This is a genomic window from Pseudomonas sp. RIT409 (assembly GCF_003052515.2).
GTDB lineage: Bacteria > Pseudomonadota > Gammaproteobacteria > Pseudomonadales > Pseudomonadaceae > Aquipseudomonas.
The window spans coordinates 171,672-191,926 of the sequence record NZ_QARE02000004.1 but is presented as its reverse complement, the minus strand read 5'-3'; the positions used below and the strand labels follow the sequence as shown (position 1 = coordinate 191,926).

The window sequence follows — 20,255 nt, the reverse complement described above, 5'->3', positions numbered from 1 at the left end:
GCCTTGAGAAACGTTCAATGATATTGGCCAGTTGGTCATTTAAAACGCGGAGCGCTACCACCTGTCGGGCGGCTTGCAGATCGGGAAGAACCGTCGCCGCCTGCACCCGGTCGAGTACATAGCAACGCGCATTACCCACTGCTTTTATCAACCGGACGCCACGAGGCGAGGATTAGAAACATGGCCAGAAAAACGGTAGATGATCTTTTCATTCATGAACTTTCCGATGTCTACAGTGCGGAAAAACAAATTACCAAGGCGTTGCCAAGGCTGGCCCGTGCTGCGACCAATCCGAAACTCGCCGAGGCATTCTCGGCTCACCTGGAGGAAACCCAGGGGCAGATCGAGCGCATCGACCAATTGGTGGAGCAAGCAGGGTTGAAGCTCAAACGGATGAAATGCGTGGCCATGGAAGGGCTGGTGGAAGAGAGCAAGGAGCTGCTCGATGAAATCGAGAAGGGCGAAGTGCTGGACGCCGCGTTGATCGGGGCCTGCCAGAAGGTAGAGCACTACGAGATCGCTGCCTACGGCACGCTGATCGCGATGGCCAAGCACTTGGGAATGACCGATGCCGCTGACCTTCTGGCGCAAACGCTGACCGAGGAAAAGTCCGCGGACGAAAAGCTGAGTGCAATCGCTGAGCAAGGGGGCAACCAGGCCGCGACCTTGGCCAAGAAATAAGTTGCCGCCTGTTCGAACATCCCTTTTTTGCCGCCGTTCAGGATTTAAATGATCGTCTGTAACAAGGGCCGCTGACCAACGTAATGATGCTTATTCATTTGAATGATGGCTGGCTCAGTAGGCCTATTCAATTGGATTTGTCTGGAAAGTTTGGTCCAGTCGCTAACTTGCAGTGAAGTATTGGCGTAAACAGCAACTTACCAACGAAGCAAACCGTGAGTAATGGCAGGGTTTGGCTTGCTGTTGCCTAAAAATAGCCAGAAGTGGGAGTCACACTATGTTTCTGCACAATAAACGTCTGCAATATACCGTTCGAGTCGCTGAACCGAATCCGGGGTTGGCCAATTTGCTACTGGAGCAGTTTGGGGGTGCCCAAGGCGAACTTGCTGCCGCTACGCGTTATTTCACCCAGGCATTGAGCGAGGAAGATTCAGGGCGCAAGGACCTGCTTCTGGATGTCGCCACCGAAGAATTGAGCCACCTCGAGATCATCGGTTCGATCATCGTCATGCTCAACAAAGGGGCGAAGGGCAAGGTGGCCGAGGGCGTTCAGGAGGAGGGCGAGCTTTACAGGGACATCAATGGTGCAGGGAACGATTCGCACATCACCAGCCTGCTGTATGGCGGCGGTGCACCGCTGGTTAATTCTGCCGGGGTGCCCTGGACGGCAGCGTACATCGACACGATCGGCGAGCCCACGGCGGACTTTCGCTCGAACATCGCTGCCGAGGCGCGGGCCAAGATCGTCTATGAGCGCCTGATGAACGTGACCACGGACCCTGGGGTGAAAGACGCGTTGGGCTTCCTGATGACCCGAGAGATCGCGCATCAGATTTCCTTCGAAAAAGCCCTGCATTCGATCCAGCCTAACTTCCCGCAGGGCAAATTGCCGGGCATGCCGGAATTCAGCCGCACCTACTACAGCATGTCCAGCGGCGAGCCGAACGTTCGTGGCCCGTGGAACAGCGACGAAGAGTTCGAGTACGTGGAGAACCCGACGCCTGCGGTGGATGGCGGCGACGGGACTGCCTCGGTGACCCTCAACGAGCAGGATTCGGTCACCCTGACCATGATGAAAGAGCGTACACAGTCCGATCTGACGGTCGACCCGGTGACCGGTGCAGACTTGGGTTCGGGCTTGGCGCAGGGCACACCCGAGTGACAGGCGACCTTGAGGCTTCCTTTCTGGAAGCCTCTTCATCGAACCCGAAACAGGAGACAGACATGAGCCGATCATCGAGTCATCAGACACCGCGCGGAGCGCTTGCGCCTGTGGAAACGCTGAGCCAGTACGTACAGCGTTTCGAAGCTGAAGCGGCGGTGTTGGGAAAAGGGATGAAAACAGCGTTATTCATTCAGCAGTTTCGCGCAGGCCTGCTGCACAAGATCAATCCACGAGCGTTGGATATCCACTAGATAGCGTCGCGCGGATGAGCGGTCTCCGGGCGTTGAGCTGACCCCGGCCCGCGCGTCTCGACCTTGATTCATCTCCTTTAGCCCGCCTCGTTCGCGGGCTTTTTTTCAGGCTGATTCAGAGCCAACCGCCTTCGACCTTACCTCAACCATGGATGCGCGGCATGATAGGACGCCTCGAATTCCCGAATCTGCGCCGCGCGTTGCAGCGTGCTTCCAATCGCATCCAGGCCTTGCATCAGTGACTGCTTGCGCAAGGCGTCAATGGTGAAGTCGATCTGCGAGCCGTCGCCTAGTCGTATCTGCTGACGGGGCAGGTCGACGCTGATGGTCGGGTTTTGTTCGCTGACGGTGCCAGCGAGCTGGCGCCACTCGCGTTCTGGCAGCTCGATGGCCAGCACTCCATTGCGCTGGCAGTTGTCGAAGAAGATGCCGGCGAAGTGCGTGCCGATGAGCGCACGGATGCCCAATTGCTTCAAGCCCCATACGGCATGCTCCCGGCTGGAGCCGCAGCCGAAGTTCGGCCCGGTTACCAGGAAACGGGCGTCGTGCCATTGCGGCTGGTTGAGCACGAAATCGGGGTTCGGCGCACCCGATTTCAAGAACCGCATGTCAAAGAACACCCCGTTGTCCAGGCCGCTGCGATCAATGCCTTTCAAAAACTGCTTGGGCATGATCACGTCGGTGTCGATGTTCGCGGCGAGCAGCGGGGCAGCGGCGCCAGTGACGGTGTCAAACGGTTGCATGTTCAGGCCTCCTCGGCGAGCAGACGGACGTCGGTCAAGCGACCGCGGATGGCGGCGGCCGCGACCATGGCAGGGCTCATCAGATGCGTGCGTGCGCCCGCGCCCTGGCGGCCTTCGAAATTCCGGTTGGTACTCGATGCGCAGCGATCGCCTGGAGCAAGCACGTCGTCGTTCATCGCCAGGCACATCGAACATCCCGACTGGCGCCATTCGAACCCTGCGTCGATGAAGATGCGTGCCAGTCCTTCTTCTTCCGCCTGAGTGCGGACGAGGGTCGACCCCGGAACGATCATCGCGCGCACCGTCGGCGCGACTTTACGGCCCCTCACGACGCGGGCGACATCCCGTAGGTCCTCGATGCGTGCATTGGTGCATGAACCGATGAACGCATGGCTGATCTCCACTTCGCTCAAGGGCTGCCCGGCTGTCAGGCCCATATAGGTCAGCGCGCGCTGCATACCCTGGCGCAGGATCGGGTCTTCGACCGAGGCCGGATCGGGGACGGTACCGCCCACCGGCGCAGCCTGATCCGGGCTCGTGCCCCAGGTCACCATGGGCGTCAGGGCACTGACGTCGATCTGCACTTCGCGGTCGAACACCGCCTCCTCATCAGTGAACAATTCCCGCCATTTCGTTTCGGCGGCTTCCCAGACGGCCCCTTGAGGAGCCCGTGGGCGGGACTTGAGGTAGGCAAAGACCTTTTCATCAGGTGCCATGAACGCACCTCGCGCGCCGGCTTCCACCGCCATGTTGCACAGGGTCATCCGTGCCTCGACGCTCAGGGCATCGATGACCGGACCGGCGAACTCCATGGCGTACCCGGTCGCCCCGGATGCGCCAATCCTTTCAATCAGCGCCATGATGACGTCCTTTGACGTCACCCCATCACCCAACTTGCCTGTCACCGTCACGCGCAGCGTTTTGAGGCGCTTGTAGACCAGCGTCTGCGTGGCGAGCAGGTGTTCGATTTCGGACGTCCCGATGCCGAAGCCAAACGCGCCCAAGGCGCCATAGGTCGTGGTGTGGCTGTCGCCCGCCGCGACCACCATGCCGGGAAGAATGAAACCTTGTTCAGGGGCGACCACATGCTCGATGCCTTGGCGCTTGTCCAACACGTCGAACAGCTCGATCCCGAAGTCACGGCAGTTCTCTTCGAAATAGGACACCTGCAGCGCGCCGCCGGCATCGGGCATCTCGGCAACGCGGTCAGGTGCGGTCGGGTTGACGTGGTCGACCACGGCAAGGGTCGAAGCGGGGCGCCACACGCTTCGACCGGCTTCCCGCAGGCCGCTGAACGCCTGGGGGCTGGTGTATTCGTTGGCCACTTGGCGATCGATGTAGAGCAACACATGCCCCTGATCGTCCAGTGTGCAGACGGTGTGGCTATCGATGTGTTTCTGGTAAAGGGTCCGAGGGCAGGTCATCGCAGGTCACTGTGCTCATTGTGGGGTGCAGAATCACGGATTGAGGCCCACAGGATAGGTCGCAGCGAAACCCCATCAACGGCTGGCGAGTGATTGCACAAGCCACGTTTCGTGGTCGATGAAGAACGCCTCAGTGCACCTGCGATGCGCTATGAAAAAGGCCAGGCAATCCTCGGCAGCATGGGATACCCTCGAAATCAGTCCTCACCTCGAACCTCTTTCGCTGTCATGAAGAAAATCGTGCGCCTGGATGACCTTCAGGTTTTCGTCACCACCGTCAAGTTGGGCAGCTTTTCAGCGGCCGCCCGGTTTCTGGACACATCGCCGGCATTCGCCAGCGCAGCCATACAACGACTGGAAGGGAGTCTGGGCGTTCGACTGTTCGTCCGTTCGACGCGGCGACTGCGCGTTTCGGACGATGGCGAACGCTACCTTCCACACGCTGAAGCGGCGTTGAACGCACTGACGAACGGCGAAACGGTGTTGGATGAGGGACGGCACGACCTGGCAGGGCCGATCCGTTTATCCATGCCCTCGGACCTTGGCCGCAATGTCCTGCTGCCATGGCTGAACGAGTTTCAGCAGCTTCATCCCGGGGTCCAGTTGCAGTTGCGGATCAGCGACCAGATGGCCGACTTTTTCACGGACCAGATCGACGTCAGCATTCGTTACGGCCAACTGGCCGATTCGAGTCTGATTTCCCTGCCCCTGGCGCCGCTGAACACCCGCACCGTGTGTGCGTCGCCCGATTACATCGCCCGGCACGGCATGCCCGAAGTGCTGGAGGACCTGGCCAACCACAATTGCCTCCGGTTCGTGATGAGCGAACAGACATACGAACGTTGGACCTTCCACACGCCCGAAGGCATCAAGACGGTGGCGGTCACCGGCGACCGCATCAGCGATGACGCGGATATCGTCCGCCGCTGGGGCGTGGCAGGGGCAGGGATCGTCTACAAATCGAGGATCGATGTCACCGCCGATCTCAGGGCCGGAAACCTCGTGGAGCTTTTTCCGGCCGGAGTCGGCCAGCCGGCGCCGTTGCAGATGGTCTGTGCCCACCGTCACTTTCTGACGCCGGCCATTCACAAGCTGCGCAGCTACTTGGCGGCCAGATGCGATGAGATGGTGTTGGCGGCCCCGAAACACCAGGCCGTTTGATACAGGGCGGCCGCGAATCGACTCAAGGCATGAATGCAAACGCCAGGCAATGTGCCTGGCGTTCGGTATCACGCAGAGGGATCAGCCGACAGGGATGGGATTGTCGACCACTGACTGGTTGAAACCGTGGATAAGGGCGTGTTCCTTGGACCCCGGATTGTCCCTGAGTGGACGAATGGCCTCCACGACCACCTCGTGCGCATCGGTGGCCAGGCCTGCCATCGTTTCCTCGATGAAGGCATCGAGCGGCATGGCGCGCGGATCGTCGCCCTTGTGGATCAGGTCGGTATTGACCCACGGTGGCGCGATTTCCTGAACCGTCACCGAGGTGTCGCGCAGCATGAAGCGCTGGGACAGGCTGTAGGAATGCAATGCCGCCTTGGTGGCTGAGTAGACCGCATTGCCCGCGAGCGGGACATAGGCCAGTACTGACGTGTTATTGATGATCACCGAACGAGGCTGGGCCTTCAGATGGTCGATCAAGGCTGAGGTCATTCGAATCGGGCCGTACAGGTTGGTGGTGACCGTGCTAATCATGGTCGCTTCATCGATTTCACCGGCCGCGTCGTCGAAGGGCATGATCCCTGCGTTGTTGATCAGCACGTTGAGTGCCGGATAACGCGCGATCAGCGTCTTGGCGACATTCTGGATGCTCACCGGGTCATTGATGTCCAGTTCAATCGACTCGATGCCAGGGTTGGCTGCCACGACCTCCTCGAGGACTGCTTTGCGACGGCCGGCGATGATGACCTTGTTGCCCAGCTTGTGGAACGCCTCGGCCAAACCGCGGCCGATACCAGACCCGCCGCCTGTGATGAAGATTGTATTGTCGGTGACTTGCATGACCGGTTTCCTCTGAATTCAAGGTCGCATTGAGTTCTCGTGAAGACACGAGAGCGTGGCTTGAAAGGTCGCCGAGTCCCGCGAACCGGTCAATTTATACGATAGGTTAGGTCGGCCGTTTCAACGGCGCTTGCCATTGAGGCGTCAAGGGCCTCACGCAGGACGGGGCGATCTTCCTCGTTGCGCAGAAAGCCTTGCCGCACTCGCTGTTTTTCTGCCTCGCCGGCCCGGTCACGCCTTGGACCATTCGACGTTTGAGATGCCGCACCGCTCCGCCTTGGGCTTGGTGAACCGTTCGACCGGATCGCTGCGGTACTTGGGGATCTGGCCGAACCCAGCATCCACCGCCGCCCAGTGCCAAGCTTCGGCGTTGTCCATTTTCGACGTGCGGATGAAGAAGGTCTTGTAAGCGCCGTCGAGCAAATAATCGATTCGGTAATGATGTTCCTGCGCCATAAACCAGCTCCTTGTGTGGTGAACGTCCACATCAAAGATGCTGCTGAAATGAAAAGATTCCATTTTTAAAACAGTGGGTTGCGACAACTGGTCAATTGACCGTCACCTTCCCGGCGGGACCACTCAACCGAGTGTCCCGCAAGTGCAGGATTGCAGGCGGCCGGCCCAGGTTTCAGGCGATGCCGCTCGGTCCGTCCAGCACTTGCCTGACTTTGCGCGCCAGGTCTTCGGGCATGCACGGCTTGGAAATCACGTCGAACTCGGAGCCACCCATGTCTGTGCGCTCGATGGAGTTTTCGGCGTAGCCAGTGGTGAGCAGCACGCGGATTTTCGGATGCCGCCGGCGCACTTCGCGAGCGAGCATCACGCCATTCATGCCGCCCGGCATGATCAGGTCGGTAAACAGCAAGTCGTACCGTTCGCCGCTTTCGAACTTCTTCAACGCTTCCCGGCCATTGAGCACGATGTCCGCCACATAGCCATAATCCTCCAAGACCATTTTTGCCAGTTCCGCGACGTCCGGCCGATCCTCGACGATCAGTATCCGTTCGCTGCCCGCACGGCTGGCTGGCACACGCGGCTTGTCTATCTGAGTGACACCCGCGTCGTCGACCGGGAAGTACAGCCGAAGCGTGGTGCCTACGCCTTCTTCGGTGTAAATGCGCACGGCGCCACCTGACTGCTTGGCGAAACCGTACACCATCGACAGGCCCAGGCCAGATCCCTTGCCTTCTTCCTTGGTGGTGAAAAACGGGTCCATTACGCGGTCTTTGATGCTGGCGGGCATGCCGATCCCGTTGTCGGTAATGGCGATGCTGACGTAACGGCCAGGCAGCAACCCGTCGTAGGACACGGTGGCGTAGTCATTCACCACCACATTTCGCGTCTCGATCGAAATGGTCGGGTTGGGCCGACCGATCAGGGCGTCTCGTGCGTTGATGAATACATTGAGCAGGGCAACTTCCGCCTGCGTGGGATCGATACGGCAGTTGTTGAGACTGGGTTCCAGGTCAGTGCGAATCGTGATGTCGGGGCCGAACGTGCGCTCGGCCAACGAATAGGATTCATGCACCAGCACATTAAGGTTGAGCACCCGGCCCTGCAGCTTTTGCTTGCGCGAGAAGGCCAGCAGTTGCTTGGTCAGGGTGCTGGCGCGATCCACAGCGGATTTGGCGTGGTGAACGCTTCGCTGCAACCGGTCGCGATCGACCACCGGCTTGTCCAGGCCCGTGCCGATCAGGTTGATATAGCCGCCCATCACCTGCAACAGGTTGTTGAAATCATGGGCGATGCCTCCAGTCAGTTGCCCCAGCGCTTCCATTTTCTGAGCTTGCCTGAGTGCGTCCTCGGCATCGCGTCGACGGCTGACATCCAGCTGGGAGGCAAAGAAATAGATCAGTTCGCCGTCGTCATTCAGGATCGGCGAGATGAAGAGCGCGTTCCAGAAAGACGAGCCGTCTTTGCGATAATTCAGAATTTCGGTCGACACGTCGACGCGTTCTTCAATGCTCCGGCGGATCTCGGCGACCACCGACCGGTCCGTGTCCGGCCCCTGCAGGAAGCGACAGTTATGGCCGAGGATCTCGTCTTGTTCATACCCAGTCATCTCCAGAAACGCCCGGTTGGCAAAGATGATCGGGTTATCGTCCCTGTTCGGATCGGTCACGATCATGGGCATGCGGGTGGTTTCGACCGCTGCGAAAAAGATGTTTTTCCCCGAATGGCTGATGTCGCCGGTGGCGGCGTTATCGACTCGGGCTTTTTCTTTCGACATGCTCATGGTCACTCAAAACATTGATGGGATTAAGCCGCTGACCGGCAGCGAATCATTCGCACCGAGTAGGTGGCGTCATGCTGGGAGCTGTAGGGCAAGTCTCGCGCGACCTCGCCTTCGAATCCCTACCCATGAGCCTTTCAACCCGTGCAGTACTGGCACGAAAGCTATGACCGAGTCGGTTGTGCCGGGTTCACCCGAGGTATGAGCAGCCCGGTTACCGAGAAAAGACAGGCTCTGTTCGACGTCCTCGACGACGAGGGATAACACCCGCCCTTGTGGTGAGCGGGGATGGTAGACGGCGCAGCGCAGGGGCCGTTCCGACCGAGGCTGTGCGGCCGTCAGCCAGGGTTTGCTCTCGGCGCAGAGGGGGGCGGCGCCCGCCCGTGCAGGCCGTGGCAGTCGACGCCACCCCGGCGCTGTTTCGTTAACGTGATGGTTTACCACTGAGCGTGGTCGTCGTAAGGCATCCCTGGGGGGAGCTGGGCGGAGGAATCAGACGACTCGTCTTCCATCTCAACCGCGGGTCCAAGCAAGTGGTAATAGCGCATATGAAAGTCGGCTTCGCTTGTTTTGCCTTCCAGCTTCGCTCGCAAAGCCATGCTCAAATGCCAGTCGCGGGCGTGCCGTAAACTTTCCTGTTGACGTCGTGACCTCGTGTTCAACTTTTCGGTCTCCATTTCCGAAGGAATTGAGTAGATGGTCAGTTTTATCCACCGCGAATGTGTCGGCAAGCGTCAGCCGAATGGATCACATTGATCGGAAGTTGCCAAATGGAGGGTAGTTCAACTGTCGTGCTGTGGTTTCATTTAACAGCACTTTCCGCGCGCTCCGAATTAACTGTGAATTCCGTAGCTCACGCAGGCGGCGTTTATCTGGGGCAGTTCGATACCCTGTATCATCCCGCTGCGCAATGCCTGGTGCGGGTCGAGTATGCGGGGCGATGCCTTCAGGTAAGTTTCGGTTTCAAGCGATTCCTGCCCTCCGGACGTTCGCTCAGCCACAATCCGCGCATAGAGCATCAGGTCATAGTCCAGACTCATTGCATATTCTGACATTCGGGAATGGTCGATCGAACCGTTCAGATGCCAATGGAAAGGATGGAATAGAAACTTGCTGTGCAGACAGGCTGTGCGTCGCTCGCCGCCAAGGAACATGATATTGCCCATCGATTCCACGGTCCCCAGGTTGTGGGTGTGCACGGGGATAGGCAATGAAAGCAGAAAGTTGTAGAAAGTGAATCCATAGCTGCATTCTCCTCCCATGGTGGCAATGTTCAGCACCAGAGAAGATGCATTGCGTTCAATGGCCAGCGATGCTTTTTCAATCACTTGGCCGCATGTGGACGAATTGATAAGGCCGGTGAAGTTGATGATATGAACAGTCATGCGTGCCTCCTGTTCACGACGACAAGTCAGGACGGCAAGGTCAGGGCCTGAATGACGTTGGCGTATTGATTGGGTCGGATGATATGACGGGCGGATCGGACATCGAACAGCACTCAAAAAATGCCGCAACGAACCTCCAGGTGCGTCTGGCGTCGTCGCGGCATCTCGTCAATTCAGCGTACAAGAGACTATGGCTCTCCTGCGCATGAATCAGGAGTCACTGCGCCCGCCGCCGTGGCTATGCTGTCCGCCTTTTCTCCCTGCTTCAGATGCCTTTTCACGATCGTTGGCGAAATTTCCTCCAGATGCCTGACCTCCCTTGCGGCCGGCTTCAGACGCTTTCTGACGATCGTTAGCGAAGTTGCCTGGATTCTTGTTACTGGTAGTCATCATAGACCCCTCATGCTGTTTAGGTTTTATTTGTCATCCATCACGCACGATGGATACTGTTTCCGATAACAGCGGAAGCGAAATGACGTTTATAAACTTTGAAAAGGCCGATGAACGGTGATTATCATTTAAAAGTTGTACAAATAGCCTATTCGATTGGCGGCTTTGTATAAGTTTTTCCAAGATTTTGAATGGTTGTATATCGCCATGTTGTGTAAGTATCCAGTGCCAAGTGAGTGTGCTAACTATTCCGCGGTCTGTTTATTGGCAGGCCAGGTTCGTCAGGAGACATGTTGCGCTGAGTTGGCGAACGAACGTCGCTCGTTGAAGGGCATGTTTGAAAGGACTGGTCGATAGGCCGAACGGTAATGTCCGCGTGCGCTGAATCAGAGGCCTGAGTCGCCTGGCCCACCTTCACTGTGATTGTGTGTCTCGGCGCAAGCCGCCTCCACCAAGCGGCTCCCTGTTCTGCATCACGTCGCCATCAATCGAGCGTTAGCCGCACTCCGCCCGAGCAGAGTGCGGTTGGCGTGACGCGGTTCAGTCCGCCGGCGCCCCTCGCGAGACCATCGCCCGCCAAGTCTGAACGCTGGGACGCTCCTGTACCTTGGCGTGCCATGCCCGTAACGCTTGGCATTCCTCAGGGATCGGCAGCTTCACCAGCGAAGCGAAAATCATCCCGCCCAGCAACGCGATATCCGCCATCGAGAAAGTAGGCCCGGCCACATAAGCCTGAGTCTGCAGCAAGCCGTCGAAATAGCGCATGCCCCTGACGGCTTTTTCCTTCATTTTCTCGCCCCATTCGGCATTCTGGTAAAGCTCGACTTTAGGGCCCAGTCCAGGTGTAGCGTGATGGAAATAGACGCTCACCGCATCCAACACTTCGATCTCGGCGCGTTTGGTCATCATGTGGATCAACCCTTTTTCCAGGGGGGTTGCGCCGGTGAGCGTGGGGTTGCCGTCCAAGGCATCCAAGTATTGGGTAATGGCGGTGCACTCCGCGATCAGCGTGCCGTCTCCCAAAGCCAGGACGGGCAGGGTGCCGGAGTAATTGATCGCAAGAAATTCCGGCGTCTTGTGCTCGCCCGTCCACAGGTTGATCGAGACGAACCGAGTGTTCGATAACAGCCCTTTTTCCGCCAGGGCGATGCGTACTCGTGCCGGGTAAGGGCCGTCGAACCAGTCGTAGATGGTGAGCAGAGAAGCGTTCGATGCTTCCAGAGAGGGTGATGAGGATGTCATGGGGTGGTACCTGCCTGTCAATTGGTAGGTAGCAGAGTGCGCATTTAAATTGCCCGCGTCAATACCCTACCTGTCAATTGGCAGGTAAATCATTTTCCCGTAGACTCGCGTCAATTCAACCAGTCATGCATGAGGGGGGCCTGTGAGCGAAAACGCCCGAGAAGCCATCTTGGCTGCCGCAAAATCAGCGGCGCAGTTACACGGCTACAGTGGGATCAATTTCCGTAGCATTGCCGATGAGGTCGGCATCAAGAACGCCAGCATCTACTACCACTTCCCCAGCAAGGCCGAATTGGGTGCTGCCGTGGCGCAGCGTTACTGGCAAGACACTCAGGCAGCGCTAGAGGCCATCGGGGCCGATGAAGCGGATCCTTACCAGTGTTTGCAGCGCTACCCTTCGGTCTTCCGCAAAACGCTGAAGGACGAGAACAGGCTGTGCCTGTCCAGCTTCATGGCGGCGGAACATGAAGACCTGCCTGAACAGGTTTCCAAGGAGGTCCAGGCGTTTGCAGAAGTGAACGTGAAGTGGCTTGCCGAGGTGCTGGCGCGAGCCGGTTTGGGCGACCCCCAGCAATGCGCGCGACGCGCCAGGGCCATCTACACGGCGGTGGCCGGAGCGCAATTGATTGCGCGCACACAAGCGAATGTCGAGGTGTTCGACGATCTGATCCTGAGCTACCAGGAAGCGGGCCTGATTCCCGTTGGCCCCTCCGCGTAGGCGCCCAGGCGCTCACGGCCCTCGCTGCGCTTCGGCCACTGCCGTGGCGCGAGCCGTAACCTGCAACTGACTGCTCAGGGGGAAGGCGACGCAGCCGAAGGGGCCGGCGCTGCCTGGGCGGGCTGGGCTTCGCCGCGCACGACCAGCCAGATGCCCACCGCGCTTATCGCCATGCCGGACGCCATTTGCCAGGACAATGCTTCATCGAACATCGCCCAGGCCCACAGCAAGGTGATCGAAGGGCTGAGGTACAGCACGCTGGCGACGCGAGTCGCCGTGCTGCGGCGCAGGCAGACCCAGTACAGTCCGTAGCCGCCGAAGGTCGCCAGGACGACTGTCCATAGCACGCTGAGCGCAAAACCCGCGGTGGGAATGGGGGCCAGGCTGCCCTGACTGCCCTGAATGGCGGCAAAGGCGAAACTGGAGACGAAACATTGCCACCAGAGATTAGGCAGCAAACCCATCGACAGCGATGTGCCCGCTTTTTTCTGCCATAAGGTCGCAATCGCCAACGACAGCATGCCGGCCACTGGCAATCCGTAGGCCCACAACGGCGCATCGCCCAACGCCAAGGCACCCTGGGTGACCCAGATCACGCCGGCCAATCCGATGATCAGGCCCAGCCAAACCTGACGCACCAGTCGCTCGCCGAGAAACACGGCAGCCAGCACCGCCATCCCCAGCGGTAACAGGTCCGCGCACAGTGCCGCCAGACCTGCGGGAACGCCGAGCTGGATCCCCTGCGTCACGCCGGTCAGGTAACCGGCCATCGCCAGCAGGCCGATCCCCGCATTGCACAGCAGCACCCGCGGTGGGGTGTTCAGCAGCGCTTTGTAGACGAAGGGCAGCAGCACCAGGCACACGACGATGCAACGCCAGAACACCACGAGTAACGCCGGGGCGTAATCGATGGAAAATCGTGCGCCGATGAACCCGGAGCTCCAAGTCAGCAGAAGCCCAGCCTCTAACAGAGGCAGGGGCAGCCGCCGGTGCTTGGGTGGAGGGGTGAGATCGTCGTGTCGTGCTTGTGGGAATGTGTTCATTTCCACAGGCTACAAAACAGGCGTAATCTAATAAATCAAAATATCATGCAGAAGTTATTTAAGGATATTGAATCATGACAGCCATCCTCGACATCGATCTGCTGCGTACCTTTCATGCGGTCGTGCGCATCGGGAAATTCAGCGCCGCGGCCGAGCACCTGCATAAAAGCGCGGCGGCGGTCAGCGTTCACATCCAGCGCCTTGAGGCGGTTGCAGGGGGACGGCTGCTCAATCGTGACAATCAGTCGGTTTCCCTGACCGTACTCGGCAAACGTCTGCTGCTCTCGACGACTGAACTGTTGCGCACCCATGACCAGGCCGTGGCCGAGCTGCACGGCACCCGCCTCGCGGGACGGATCACACTGGGCGTCCCGGACGAATACGCCGCCCATGTCATTCGGGACATCCTGCCAGCGTTCAACGCCGCTTGGCCGAACGTGGTCCTGGAGCTGCAGACTGGCCCGAGTTCCGCATTGCGAGACAGGGTCCGGCGGGGCAAATTGCAAGCGGCTGTCGTCGCGCAGCCCAAGGCAACGCTGGAGGCTGACAGCGTGCATCTGACATCGACCACACCCGTCTGGGTGGGGCCGACGCATTCCGCCCTGACGCTTATCGACCCATTACCCCTGGCAGTTCACGCTGTGGATTGTCCTTATCGCGAAGCGATGACCGACGCGCTGAAAATGTCGGGTCGATCATCGCGGATCGTTCTCGAAAGTCATTCGAATCAGGCGGTGAAAGCCTGCGTCGAAGCGGGTTTGGCGATCAGCCTGATCGACCGGGCCAAGGTGACTTCGCACATGCAGATTCTCGAGGGCCTGCCACCCATTCCCGATTACGACATCGTTTTCGTGCGCCATCCTGGCTGCCGAGAGGACGAAGCGGTGGGGTTACTTTCGCGCGCCATGCAACAGTCATTTAGGTTGTAACGGATGGAACCGTTCTACGAATCCGCCTGCGTGCTCAATCCCCAGTGCGACCGGTTTGGCGACGCCATCCTCGATCCACTACCATTGATGCTCATGTGCGATCAAAAGAGCCGAGCAGCGGGTGAGCATCCACTTTGATTTGAACGACCTCGTGGCGTTTCGCGGCGTCGTGGAACAAGGCAGTTTCCGACGGGCCGCCGATTCGATTGGGATCACCCAATCCGCGCTGAGCCGACGCGTCGAGAAGCTTGAGTCGGCCTTGGGCGTCAAGCTGTTCGAAAGAACCACGCGCAAGGTCTCGTTGACCAACGTCGGACGGGCTTTTCTGCCACAGGTGGAACGCCTGCTGGACGATCTCGATCTGGCACTGTTGAGTGTGGGGGAGGGCGCTGCGTTGCGCACCGGAACGCTGACCATCGCTTGCGTGCCTTCCGCCGCGTATTACTTCATGCCCCATGCGATTCGCAGCTTCAATGCGCAGTACCCGAAGATCAAGCTCAAGCTGATCGACGCCTCTGCAAATGAGGTGAGCGCGGCCGTGACATCGGGCGAGGCGGATCTGGGCGTGAGTTTCACCGGCAATCTCGCGCCCGAGGTGGAATTCGACCTGCTGATGGAAGAGCGGTACGTCATCGCCTGTCGCAATGATCATCCCTTGGCGGGGCGAACGTCGGTCACCTGGGCCGAGGCCTACCAGCACGACTACATCACGCTCGATCGTTCGTCGGGAAACCGGCTGGTGATGGACCGCGCGTTGCCCGGCCTGAGGGCCGCGAAGGAGAGTATCTGCGAAGCACGGCATGTGACCACGGTGCTGGGACTGGTCGAGGCGGGTCTGGGCGTGGCGGCAGTGCCGTCGATTGCGATGCCCGTTTCCCCTCACCCCATACTCGCCAGTGTGGCGCTGACCGAGCCGGAAGTGGTGCGTCAGATGGGCTTGTTGAAACGCCGCGGGCGTACGCTGACACCCGCGGCGCTGGAGCTGGAACGCTTGATTCGGGAACTGCCCGAGCGGTTAGCGAGGCACTGAGTCCAGGCCGGTGGCGCGCACGGTGGCTTGCGCTTCAGGGGAGGCCAGGTAAGCCAGCAGCTTTTTCGCCTCGGCCGGATGCTCGGCGTTTTTCGGGATGCCCGCCGCGTAGCGAGTCACCGACTGAACGTCTTCCGGAATCTTGCCAACGAAGGTGATACCTGGAATCGGGAGCAATTCGGCGACCTGCTGGAAGCCGATTTCGTAATCACCCTTGGCCACGACAGAGGCGACCGGGATGCGTTCGATCATGCTGCTCTTGGGCGCCAGTTGTGCCTCGACCCCCAGCTTTTTGAACAACTGGTTCTGGATGTAGACGCCGCTCGCGCTGTCGGAATAAGCGACGGATTTGGCAGACAGCAGCACCTGTTTGAGTTCTGCATCCGTTGCGATCGAAGGCTTCTGAGCCCCGGCTTTGACGGCCATGCCGATCCGCGAATCCGCGAGTTCGACGCGGGAAGCCGGGTCGACCTTGCCTTGCTTGATCAACTCATCCAGCGCGTATCCAACCATGATCACTACGTCGGCGTGCTCGCCCCGAGCCAGGCGATTCGGGATGGCTTCCTGCGCCTTGCCCATGGACGGGCCCAGAACGGTCTTGAGGGTGTCGCCAGTGGTTTTCGCGTACTGCGGCGCTAGCCCCTGGTAGGCCGCGGTAAAGCCTCCCGAGGTCATGACGGTCAATTCTTCTGCCTGCGCTGCGGCACTGAATACGCCTGCCATCAGCAAGGCAGTGAGGGGTTTCATCAACGGTTTCATAACGACTTCCTTCATTTCAAACAGGGGTCATGCAGCGACGGGAGAACGGGTCGCCAGGCGGCGGTAGAGCACCAGCGTTGCTGCGAGCGCGCAGGCGGCGGCGAAGATCATCCAGTACGCAGGCGCGGCTTTATCGCCGGTGGTGTGGATGAGCCAAGTGGAGACGGCGGGGGTGAAGCCCCCAAACACCGCGGTCGCCAGGCTGTATGCGAGCGAGAAGCCCGCGACCCGGACTTCGGCAGGCATGATTTCCGTCAGGGCTGGAATCATCGCGCCGTTGTACAGGCCGTAGAGGAACGAAAACCACAACAGCACCTCCAGCATGTGCGAGAAGCTGGGGGCTTGCGCGAGAAACGAGAGGGCTGGATAGGCCGTCAGCAAGGTCAACAGCGACATGGCCATCAGCAAGGGTTTGCGGCCGAAGCGGTCACTTAAGGCGCCGCCGATTGGCAGCCAGAAGAAATTGGAAACGCCCACCAGCAGGGTGACGATCAGCGCGTCACTGGTCGAGAGTTGCAAGACCGATTTGCCGAACGTCGGCGCGTAGACGGTGATCATGTAGAACGCAGTGGTGGTCATCGCCACCATCAGCATGCCCAGGATCACGATGGCGGCATTGCTGTAGAGCGTAGCGAACACGGCTTTCATCGTCGGTCGATGGGTGCGGGCTTCGAATGCTTCGGTTTCCTGCAGGCTGCGGCGCAAAAGAAAGATGAACGGGATGATCAGGCACCCGACGGCGAACGGAATCCGCCAGCCCCACTCAGACAGGGCCGCGGGTGCCAGCCACAGGTTGAGCATGTAACCGAGGGCCGCCGCTGCGACGATGGCGACTTGTTGGCTCGCGGACTGCCAACTGGCGAAGAAGCCCTTGCGGCCTGGCGTCGCCATTTCGGCCAGGTAGACCGACACGCCGCCCATTTCCGCTCCCGCGGAGAAGCCCTGGAGCAACCGCCCCAGCAACACGAGCGCGGGTGCCCAGAGGCCGATGGTCGAGTACCCCGGCACCAACACGATAAGTAAAGTGCCACTGGCCATGATCGCCAGCGTGACGATCAAGCCTTTGCGACGGCCGACGTCATCGATGTACGCCCCGAGGATCACCGCGCCGAGCGGGCGCATCAGGAACCCGGCTCCGAACACCGCGAAGGTCATCATCAGCGAGGCAAATTCGTTGGTCGCCGGAAAGAAGGCGGCGGCGATCTGCGTGGCGTAGAAGCCGAAGAGGAAGAAGTCGAACTGTTCGAGGAAGTTGCCAGACGTGACCCGAAAGACCATTCCGGCCTTGGACGTCCCTTTAGCAGATAGGCTTGGGTGAGACATATTGTTCTCCAGCGTTTTTTAGAGTGTTTTGTAAGCGCTTGTAACCGGAGATTTTCATGGAAAAAGAGCCCAGCGATAAACGTTGATTTTTCATCGATTGATGCGCATCTGCGATCAATTGTCGCAGGTGCTTGGAAAGGGCAGCCTCCTCCCAAGCCCACGTCATGGATTAAATTGGCCGCTTGCCCAGAACATGCCACGCCCAGCAAGCACGATGACCGTTGCTCCGACAAGCCTTTGATTCTGCACGCCAATCCCGGACAATCGCGCCCCTTTCCCTGTAGAGAACCGGTCAGGAGCGCTGACTGCCGAGCTTTTCGACGCGCTTTTGACCTTGTAGCTATCACCGGCAACGGAGAAATCGACCGGATGAACGATCAGGCCAACAGCGTCGAGCCACGCCTCGACACCGCGCCCGAGTGCGTAACGACGAGCACCCCCCAATGGCAGCGCCAGGACACCACCTGGATGCTTGGTCTGTTCGGGACCGCCATCGGCGCAGGCACGCTGTTTCTGCCCATCAATGCAGGCATCGGTGGCTTCTGGCCGTTGTTGATCCTGGCGGTGCTGGCATTCCCCATGACGTTTTATGCCCACCGTGGCCTGACCCGTTTCGTGCTGTCCGGTCGGGAAGGCGCGGACATCACCGAGGTGGTGGAGCAGCATTTCGGCAAAAAGGCCGGCGCCCTGATCACCCTGCTGTACTTCTTCGCGGTGTTTCCGATTCTGCTCATCTACAGCGTGGCGCTGACCAACACCGTCAGCAGTTTTCTGGAGCATCAATTGCACATCCAGCCCCCGCCTCGCGCGCTGCTGGCCTTCTTGCTGATCATGGGGCTGCTGACTGTCGTGCGATGCGGCGAGCAGATGATCGTCAAGGCGATGAGCCTGATGGTCTATCCCTTCATCGCCGCTTTGTTGTTCCTGGCACTGTTCCTCGTTCCCCACTGGACCGGCGGTATCCTCGCCACGGCCACCCACATCCCAGCGCCCTCGGCCTTCGTGCACACGCTGTGGCTGGCGATCCCGGTCATGGTGTTCTCTTTCAACCATTCTCCGATCATTTCGGCGTTTGCGGTCGATCAGAAGCGTCAGTACGGCGCGCAGGCCGACACGCGCAGCGCGCAGATCCTGGCACGTGCCCATCTGCTGATGGTGGTCATGGTGTTGTTCTTCGTCTTCAGTTGCGTGTTGACCCTGTCACCCGACCAACTGGCGCAAGCCAAGGCGCAGAATCTGTCGATCCTGTCCTACCTGGCCAATCACTTCAGTAACCCGACCATCGCCTTCGCCGCGCCACTGATTGCCTTCGTGGCGATCACCAAGTCGTTCCTAGGCCACTACATCGGCGCCAGCGAAGGCCTGAAAGGCCTGGTGATCAAGGCGGGTCGTCAGCCTTCGCCCCGTGCGCTGGATCGCCTCACGGCAGGCTTCATGCTCGTGGTCTGTTGGCTGGTAGCCACCCTCAACCCGAGCATTCTGGGGATGATCGAAACCCTGGGCGGCCCGGTCATCGCCGCGCTGCTCTTCCTGATGCCCATGTACGCCGTGCGCAAGGTGCCTGCCATGCGTCGGTACGCGGGCACGTTGTCCAACGTCTTCGTCGTCGGCGTCGGTCTGGTGTCGATTTCGGCACTGGTCTACTCGCTGATCCCTTGACCCGCTGCGCGGCAGTGCCCCTGCGTCACTGCCGCCTTGCTCACTGAGTCTCGGAGCTCTGCACTGAAACGCACTTGCACATACGTTGTAGGAGCGCGCTTGCCCGCGATTGAGTGTCGTCAGCAACGATTAGTGGAATCATGACCAGCCACCGCGGGCAAGTGCGCTCCTACGAAATCAGGCGGCAATCCCAAAGCCGTATTCGGCGCTCGCAACCCGGGGACGCCATACTTGCGCGCCCTGAAGGATGGCAACATGCTGTCATCACTTCTTTTCACTGAGCGAGCGTGATCGTCCATGAGTGATGAATCCCTGCCGTCAGGCACTGACAGCGACGTGTACAAGACACTCCTTGAGTCAACCAAGGCCATCCCATGGCGTATCGATTGGCAGACACTCACGTTCAGCTATATCGGGCCGCAGATTGAAAGCCTGCTGGGGTGGGAGCAGGGGAGTTGGGTGGGGATCAATGACTGGGTGGAGCGCATGCACCCGGATGACCGGGATTACGTGGTCAACTTTTGCGTCTCCCAGTCCAAGGCCGGGGTCGATCATGAAGCGGACTATCGGGCTCTGACCAAGGATGGCGAATACGTGTGGATCCGCGACGTGGTGCATGTCGTGCGCAAGGATGGTGAGGTTGAAGCTTTGATCGGTTTCATGTTCGACATCAGCGAACGCAAGAAAACCGAAGAGCACCTCAGTCGCCTGCAGAAGCAGCTTGAAGCGTTTTCCTACCAGGACGGCCTGACCGGCATTGCCAACCGGCGGATGTTCGACACCGTATTGGAACGCGAATGGACGCGCGCTCAGGAGACCGGCCAGCCGTTGACACTGATCATGATGGATATCGATTACTTCAAGCAGTACAACGACCACTACGGCCATATCAAGGGTGACGAAGCGCTGCGCACCGTTGCCAAGGCGCTGTCGGAGGCGGCCAACGACCCGGCCGATTTCATCGCCCGCATCGGTGGCGAAGAGTTCGTCTGGCTGTTGCCCGAAACCGCTCAAGACAAAGCGCATCGCGTAGCGGAAAAGTGCATGCAGTTGGTTCGTCAGCAGCAGATTGCCCATGAGAAATCCGAGGTGTCGCCGCTGATGACACTCAGCCTCGGCGTCGGCACCGTTGTGCCCTCTGCGGGCCAAAGCGCGCTTTCCTTCGTCGAGAAAGTCGATGGCCTGCTTTACCACGTCAAGCGCAACGGGCGTATGCGCGCCGAGTATGGCGAGTTCTAACGAGCGGAGTGCATTGAAACCCTGTTCACCCTGGTGG

Annotated in this window: 20 protein-coding genes; 9 read left to right on the top strand and 11 right to left on the bottom strand. The window is 59.5% G+C overall.

What is annotated here, in order from left to right; genetic code table 11:
• The first annotated feature begins 180 nt into the window (after positions 1-180).
• The 3 genes from DBP26_RS07325 (at position 181) to DBP26_RS07315 (ending at position 2,097) form a co-directional block, all read left to right on the top strand.
• Positions 181-681, top strand: coding sequence for a ferritin-like domain-containing protein (locus tag DBP26_RS07325; RefSeq protein WP_108237214.1), 501 nt, complete (start codon positions 181-183; stop codon positions 679-681).
• A 277-nt stretch (positions 682-958) separates the two neighbouring features.
• A complete protein-coding gene (locus DBP26_RS07320) occupies positions 959-1,843 on the top strand; it encodes a manganese catalase family protein (protein WP_108237213.1) in 885 nt (294 codons plus the stop codon).
• Positions 1,844-1,905: 62 nt separating this feature from the next.
• Positions 1,906-2,097 carry a hypothetical protein gene (locus DBP26_RS07315; RefSeq protein WP_108237212.1) on the top strand — a complete coding sequence of 64 codons (192 nt, stop codon included), beginning with the start codon at positions 1,906-1,908 and terminating at the stop codon, positions 2,095-2,097.
• Positions 2,098-2,234: 137 nt separating this feature from the next.
• Here the strand turns inward: DBP26_RS07315 and leuD are convergent, their stop codons facing one another.
• Complete coding sequence (gene leuD / locus DBP26_RS07310) at positions 2,235-2,840, bottom strand: 3-isopropylmalate dehydratase small subunit (protein WP_108237211.1); 606 nt, start codon at positions 2,838-2,840, stop codon at positions 2,235-2,237.
• Between the two features lie 2 nt (positions 2,841-2,842).
• On the bottom strand, positions 2,843-4,264 hold the full coding sequence (gene leuC, locus DBP26_RS07305; RefSeq protein ID WP_108237210.1) for a 3-isopropylmalate dehydratase large subunit: 1,422 nt from the start codon (positions 4,262-4,264) through the stop codon (positions 2,843-2,845).
• A 237-nt stretch (positions 4,265-4,501) separates the two neighbouring features.
• Here leuC and DBP26_RS07300 point away from each other — a divergent pair, with 237 nt between their 5' ends.
• The gene (locus tag DBP26_RS07300) at positions 4,502-5,425 is read left to right on the top strand and encodes a LysR family transcriptional regulator (protein ID WP_218565125.1); all 924 of its coding nucleotides are present in this window, start codon (positions 4,502-4,504) and stop codon (positions 5,423-5,425) included.
• A gap of 81 nt (positions 5,426-5,506) precedes the next feature.
• On the opposite strand, the gene DBP26_RS07295 is transcribed toward DBP26_RS07300, so the two are convergent.
• The 6 genes from DBP26_RS07295 to DBP26_RS07270 form a co-directional block, all read right to left on the bottom strand.
• Positions 5,507-6,268, bottom strand: coding sequence for an SDR family NAD(P)-dependent oxidoreductase (locus tag DBP26_RS07295; RefSeq protein ID WP_108237209.1), 762 nt, complete (start codon positions 6,266-6,268; stop codon positions 5,507-5,509).
• Between the two features lie 231 nt (positions 6,269-6,499).
• Complete coding sequence (locus DBP26_RS07290; protein WP_108237208.1) at positions 6,500-6,724, bottom strand: DUF6555 family protein; 225 nt, start codon at positions 6,722-6,724, stop codon at positions 6,500-6,502.
• Positions 6,725-6,896: 172 nt separating this feature from the next.
• Entirely contained in the window at positions 6,897-8,498 is a 1,602-nt protein-coding gene (locus DBP26_RS07285) for a hybrid sensor histidine kinase/response regulator (protein WP_108237318.1), read from the bottom strand.
• 836 nt (positions 8,499-9,334) lie between these two features.
• Positions 9,335-9,886 (bottom strand): ATP-dependent Clp protease proteolytic subunit, encoded by a 552-nt coding sequence (locus DBP26_RS07280; protein ID WP_108237207.1) that lies wholly within the window; start codon positions 9,884-9,886, stop codon positions 9,335-9,337.
• Positions 9,887-10,096: 210 nt separating this feature from the next.
• Positions 10,097-10,276 (bottom strand): general stress protein, encoded by a 180-nt coding sequence (locus DBP26_RS07275; protein WP_108237317.1) that lies wholly within the window; start codon positions 10,274-10,276, stop codon positions 10,097-10,099.
• A gap of 540 nt (positions 10,277-10,816) precedes the next feature.
• Complete coding sequence (locus DBP26_RS07270) at positions 10,817-11,518, bottom strand: glutathione S-transferase (RefSeq protein ID WP_108237206.1); 702 nt, start codon at positions 11,516-11,518, stop codon at positions 10,817-10,819.
• Between the two features lie 142 nt (positions 11,519-11,660).
• Between DBP26_RS07270 and DBP26_RS07265 the strand changes: the two genes are divergently transcribed.
• Positions 11,661-12,236 carry a TetR/AcrR family transcriptional regulator gene (locus DBP26_RS07265; RefSeq protein ID WP_108237205.1) on the top strand — a complete coding sequence of 192 codons (576 nt, stop codon included), beginning with the start codon at positions 11,661-11,663 and terminating at the stop codon, positions 12,234-12,236.
• A gap of 74 nt (positions 12,237-12,310) precedes the next feature.
• Here DBP26_RS07265 and DBP26_RS07260 read toward each other — a convergent pair whose 3' ends face one another.
• Complete coding sequence (locus tag DBP26_RS07260; protein ID WP_108237204.1) at positions 12,311-13,279, bottom strand: DMT family transporter; 969 nt, start codon at positions 13,277-13,279, stop codon at positions 12,311-12,313.
• Positions 13,280-13,353: 74 nt separating this feature from the next.
• Here DBP26_RS07260 and DBP26_RS07255 point away from each other — a divergent pair, with 74 nt between their 5' ends.
• Both DBP26_RS07255 and DBP26_RS07250 read left to right on the top strand, forming a co-directional pair.
• Positions 13,354-14,208 carry a LysR family transcriptional regulator gene (locus DBP26_RS07255; RefSeq protein WP_108237203.1) on the top strand — a complete coding sequence of 285 codons (855 nt, stop codon included), beginning with the start codon at positions 13,354-13,356 and terminating at the stop codon, positions 14,206-14,208.
• Between the two features lie 121 nt (positions 14,209-14,329).
• A complete protein-coding gene (locus DBP26_RS07250) occupies positions 14,330-15,238 on the top strand; it encodes a LysR family transcriptional regulator (protein WP_108237202.1) in 909 nt (302 codons plus the stop codon).
• Here DBP26_RS07250 and DBP26_RS07245 read toward each other — a convergent pair.
• A complete protein-coding gene (locus tag DBP26_RS07245; RefSeq protein ID WP_108237201.1) occupies positions 15,224-15,997 on the bottom strand; it encodes a substrate-binding domain-containing protein in 774 nt (257 codons plus the stop codon). The two genes, DBP26_RS07250 and DBP26_RS07245, sit on opposite strands and share 15 nt — an antisense overlap.
• A gap of 27 nt (positions 15,998-16,024) precedes the next feature.
• Positions 16,025-17,320: an MFS transporter gene (locus DBP26_RS07240; protein WP_108237200.1), complete on the bottom strand. Its 1,296-nt coding sequence runs from the start codon at positions 17,318-17,320 to the stop codon at positions 16,025-16,027.
• Positions 17,321-17,689: 369 nt separating this feature from the next.
• On the opposite strand from DBP26_RS07240, the gene DBP26_RS07235 reads away from it, so the two are divergent.
• Together DBP26_RS07235 and DBP26_RS07230 are read left to right on the top strand one after the other, a co-directional pair.
• Positions 17,690-18,979 (top strand): serine/threonine transporter, encoded by a 1,290-nt coding sequence (locus DBP26_RS07235; protein ID WP_108237199.1) that lies wholly within the window; start codon positions 17,690-17,692, stop codon positions 18,977-18,979.
• A 297-nt stretch (positions 18,980-19,276) separates the two neighbouring features.
• On the top strand, positions 19,277-20,218 hold the full coding sequence (locus DBP26_RS07230; RefSeq protein ID WP_108237198.1) for a sensor domain-containing diguanylate cyclase: 942 nt from the start codon (positions 19,277-19,279) through the stop codon (positions 20,216-20,218).
• Positions 20,219-20,255 lie beyond the last annotated feature (37 nt).

Coding starts and splice junctions, on each gene's coding strand:
- DBP26_RS07255 (WP_108237203.1), top strand. CDS start 13,354: ATGACAGCCATCCTCGACATCGATCTGCTGCGTACCTTTCATGCGGTC.
- DBP26_RS07245 (WP_108237201.1), bottom strand. CDS start 15,997: ATGAAACCGTTGATGAAACCCCTCACTGCCTTGCTGATGGCAGGCGTA.
- DBP26_RS07240 (WP_108237200.1), bottom strand. CDS start 17,320: ATGTCTCACCCAAGCCTATCTGCTAAAGGGACGTCCAAGGCCGGAATG.
- DBP26_RS07320 (WP_108237213.1), top strand. CDS start 959: ATGTTTCTGCACAATAAACGTCTGCAATATACCGTTCGAGTCGCTGAA.
- DBP26_RS07260 (WP_108237204.1), bottom strand. CDS start 13,279: ATGAACACATTCCCACAAGCACGACACGACGATCTCACCCCTCCACCC.
- DBP26_RS07230 (WP_108237198.1), top strand. CDS start 19,277: ATGAGTGATGAATCCCTGCCGTCAGGCACTGACAGCGACGTGTACAAG.
- DBP26_RS07295 (WP_108237209.1), bottom strand. CDS start 6,268: ATGCAAGTCACCGACAATACAATCTTCATCACAGGCGGCGGGTCTGGT.
- DBP26_RS07235 (WP_108237199.1), top strand. CDS start 17,690: ATGAACGATCAGGCCAACAGCGTCGAGCCACGCCTCGACACCGCGCCC.
- DBP26_RS07275 (WP_108237317.1), bottom strand. CDS start 10,276: ATGACTACCAGTAACAAGAATCCAGGCAACTTCGCTAACGATCGTCAG.
- leuC (WP_108237210.1), bottom strand. CDS start 4,264: ATGACCTGCCCTCGGACCCTTTACCAGAAACACATCGATAGCCACACC.
- DBP26_RS07280 (WP_108237207.1), bottom strand. CDS start 9,886: ATGACTGTTCATATCATCAACTTCACCGGCCTTATCAATTCGTCCACA.
- DBP26_RS07325 (WP_108237214.1), top strand. CDS start 181: ATGGCCAGAAAAACGGTAGATGATCTTTTCATTCATGAACTTTCCGAT.
- DBP26_RS07315 (WP_108237212.1), top strand. CDS start 1,906: ATGAGCCGATCATCGAGTCATCAGACACCGCGCGGAGCGCTTGCGCCT.
- DBP26_RS07285 (WP_108237318.1), bottom strand. CDS start 8,498: ATGTCGAAAGAAAAAGCCCGAGTCGATAACGCCGCCACCGGCGACATC.
- DBP26_RS07270 (WP_108237206.1), bottom strand. CDS start 11,518: ATGACATCCTCATCACCCTCTCTGGAAGCATCGAACGCTTCTCTGCTC.
- DBP26_RS07290 (WP_108237208.1), bottom strand. CDS start 6,724: ATGGCGCAGGAACATCATTACCGAATCGATTATTTGCTCGACGGCGCT.
- leuD (WP_108237211.1), bottom strand. CDS start 2,840: ATGCAACCGTTTGACACCGTCACTGGCGCCGCTGCCCCGCTGCTCGCC.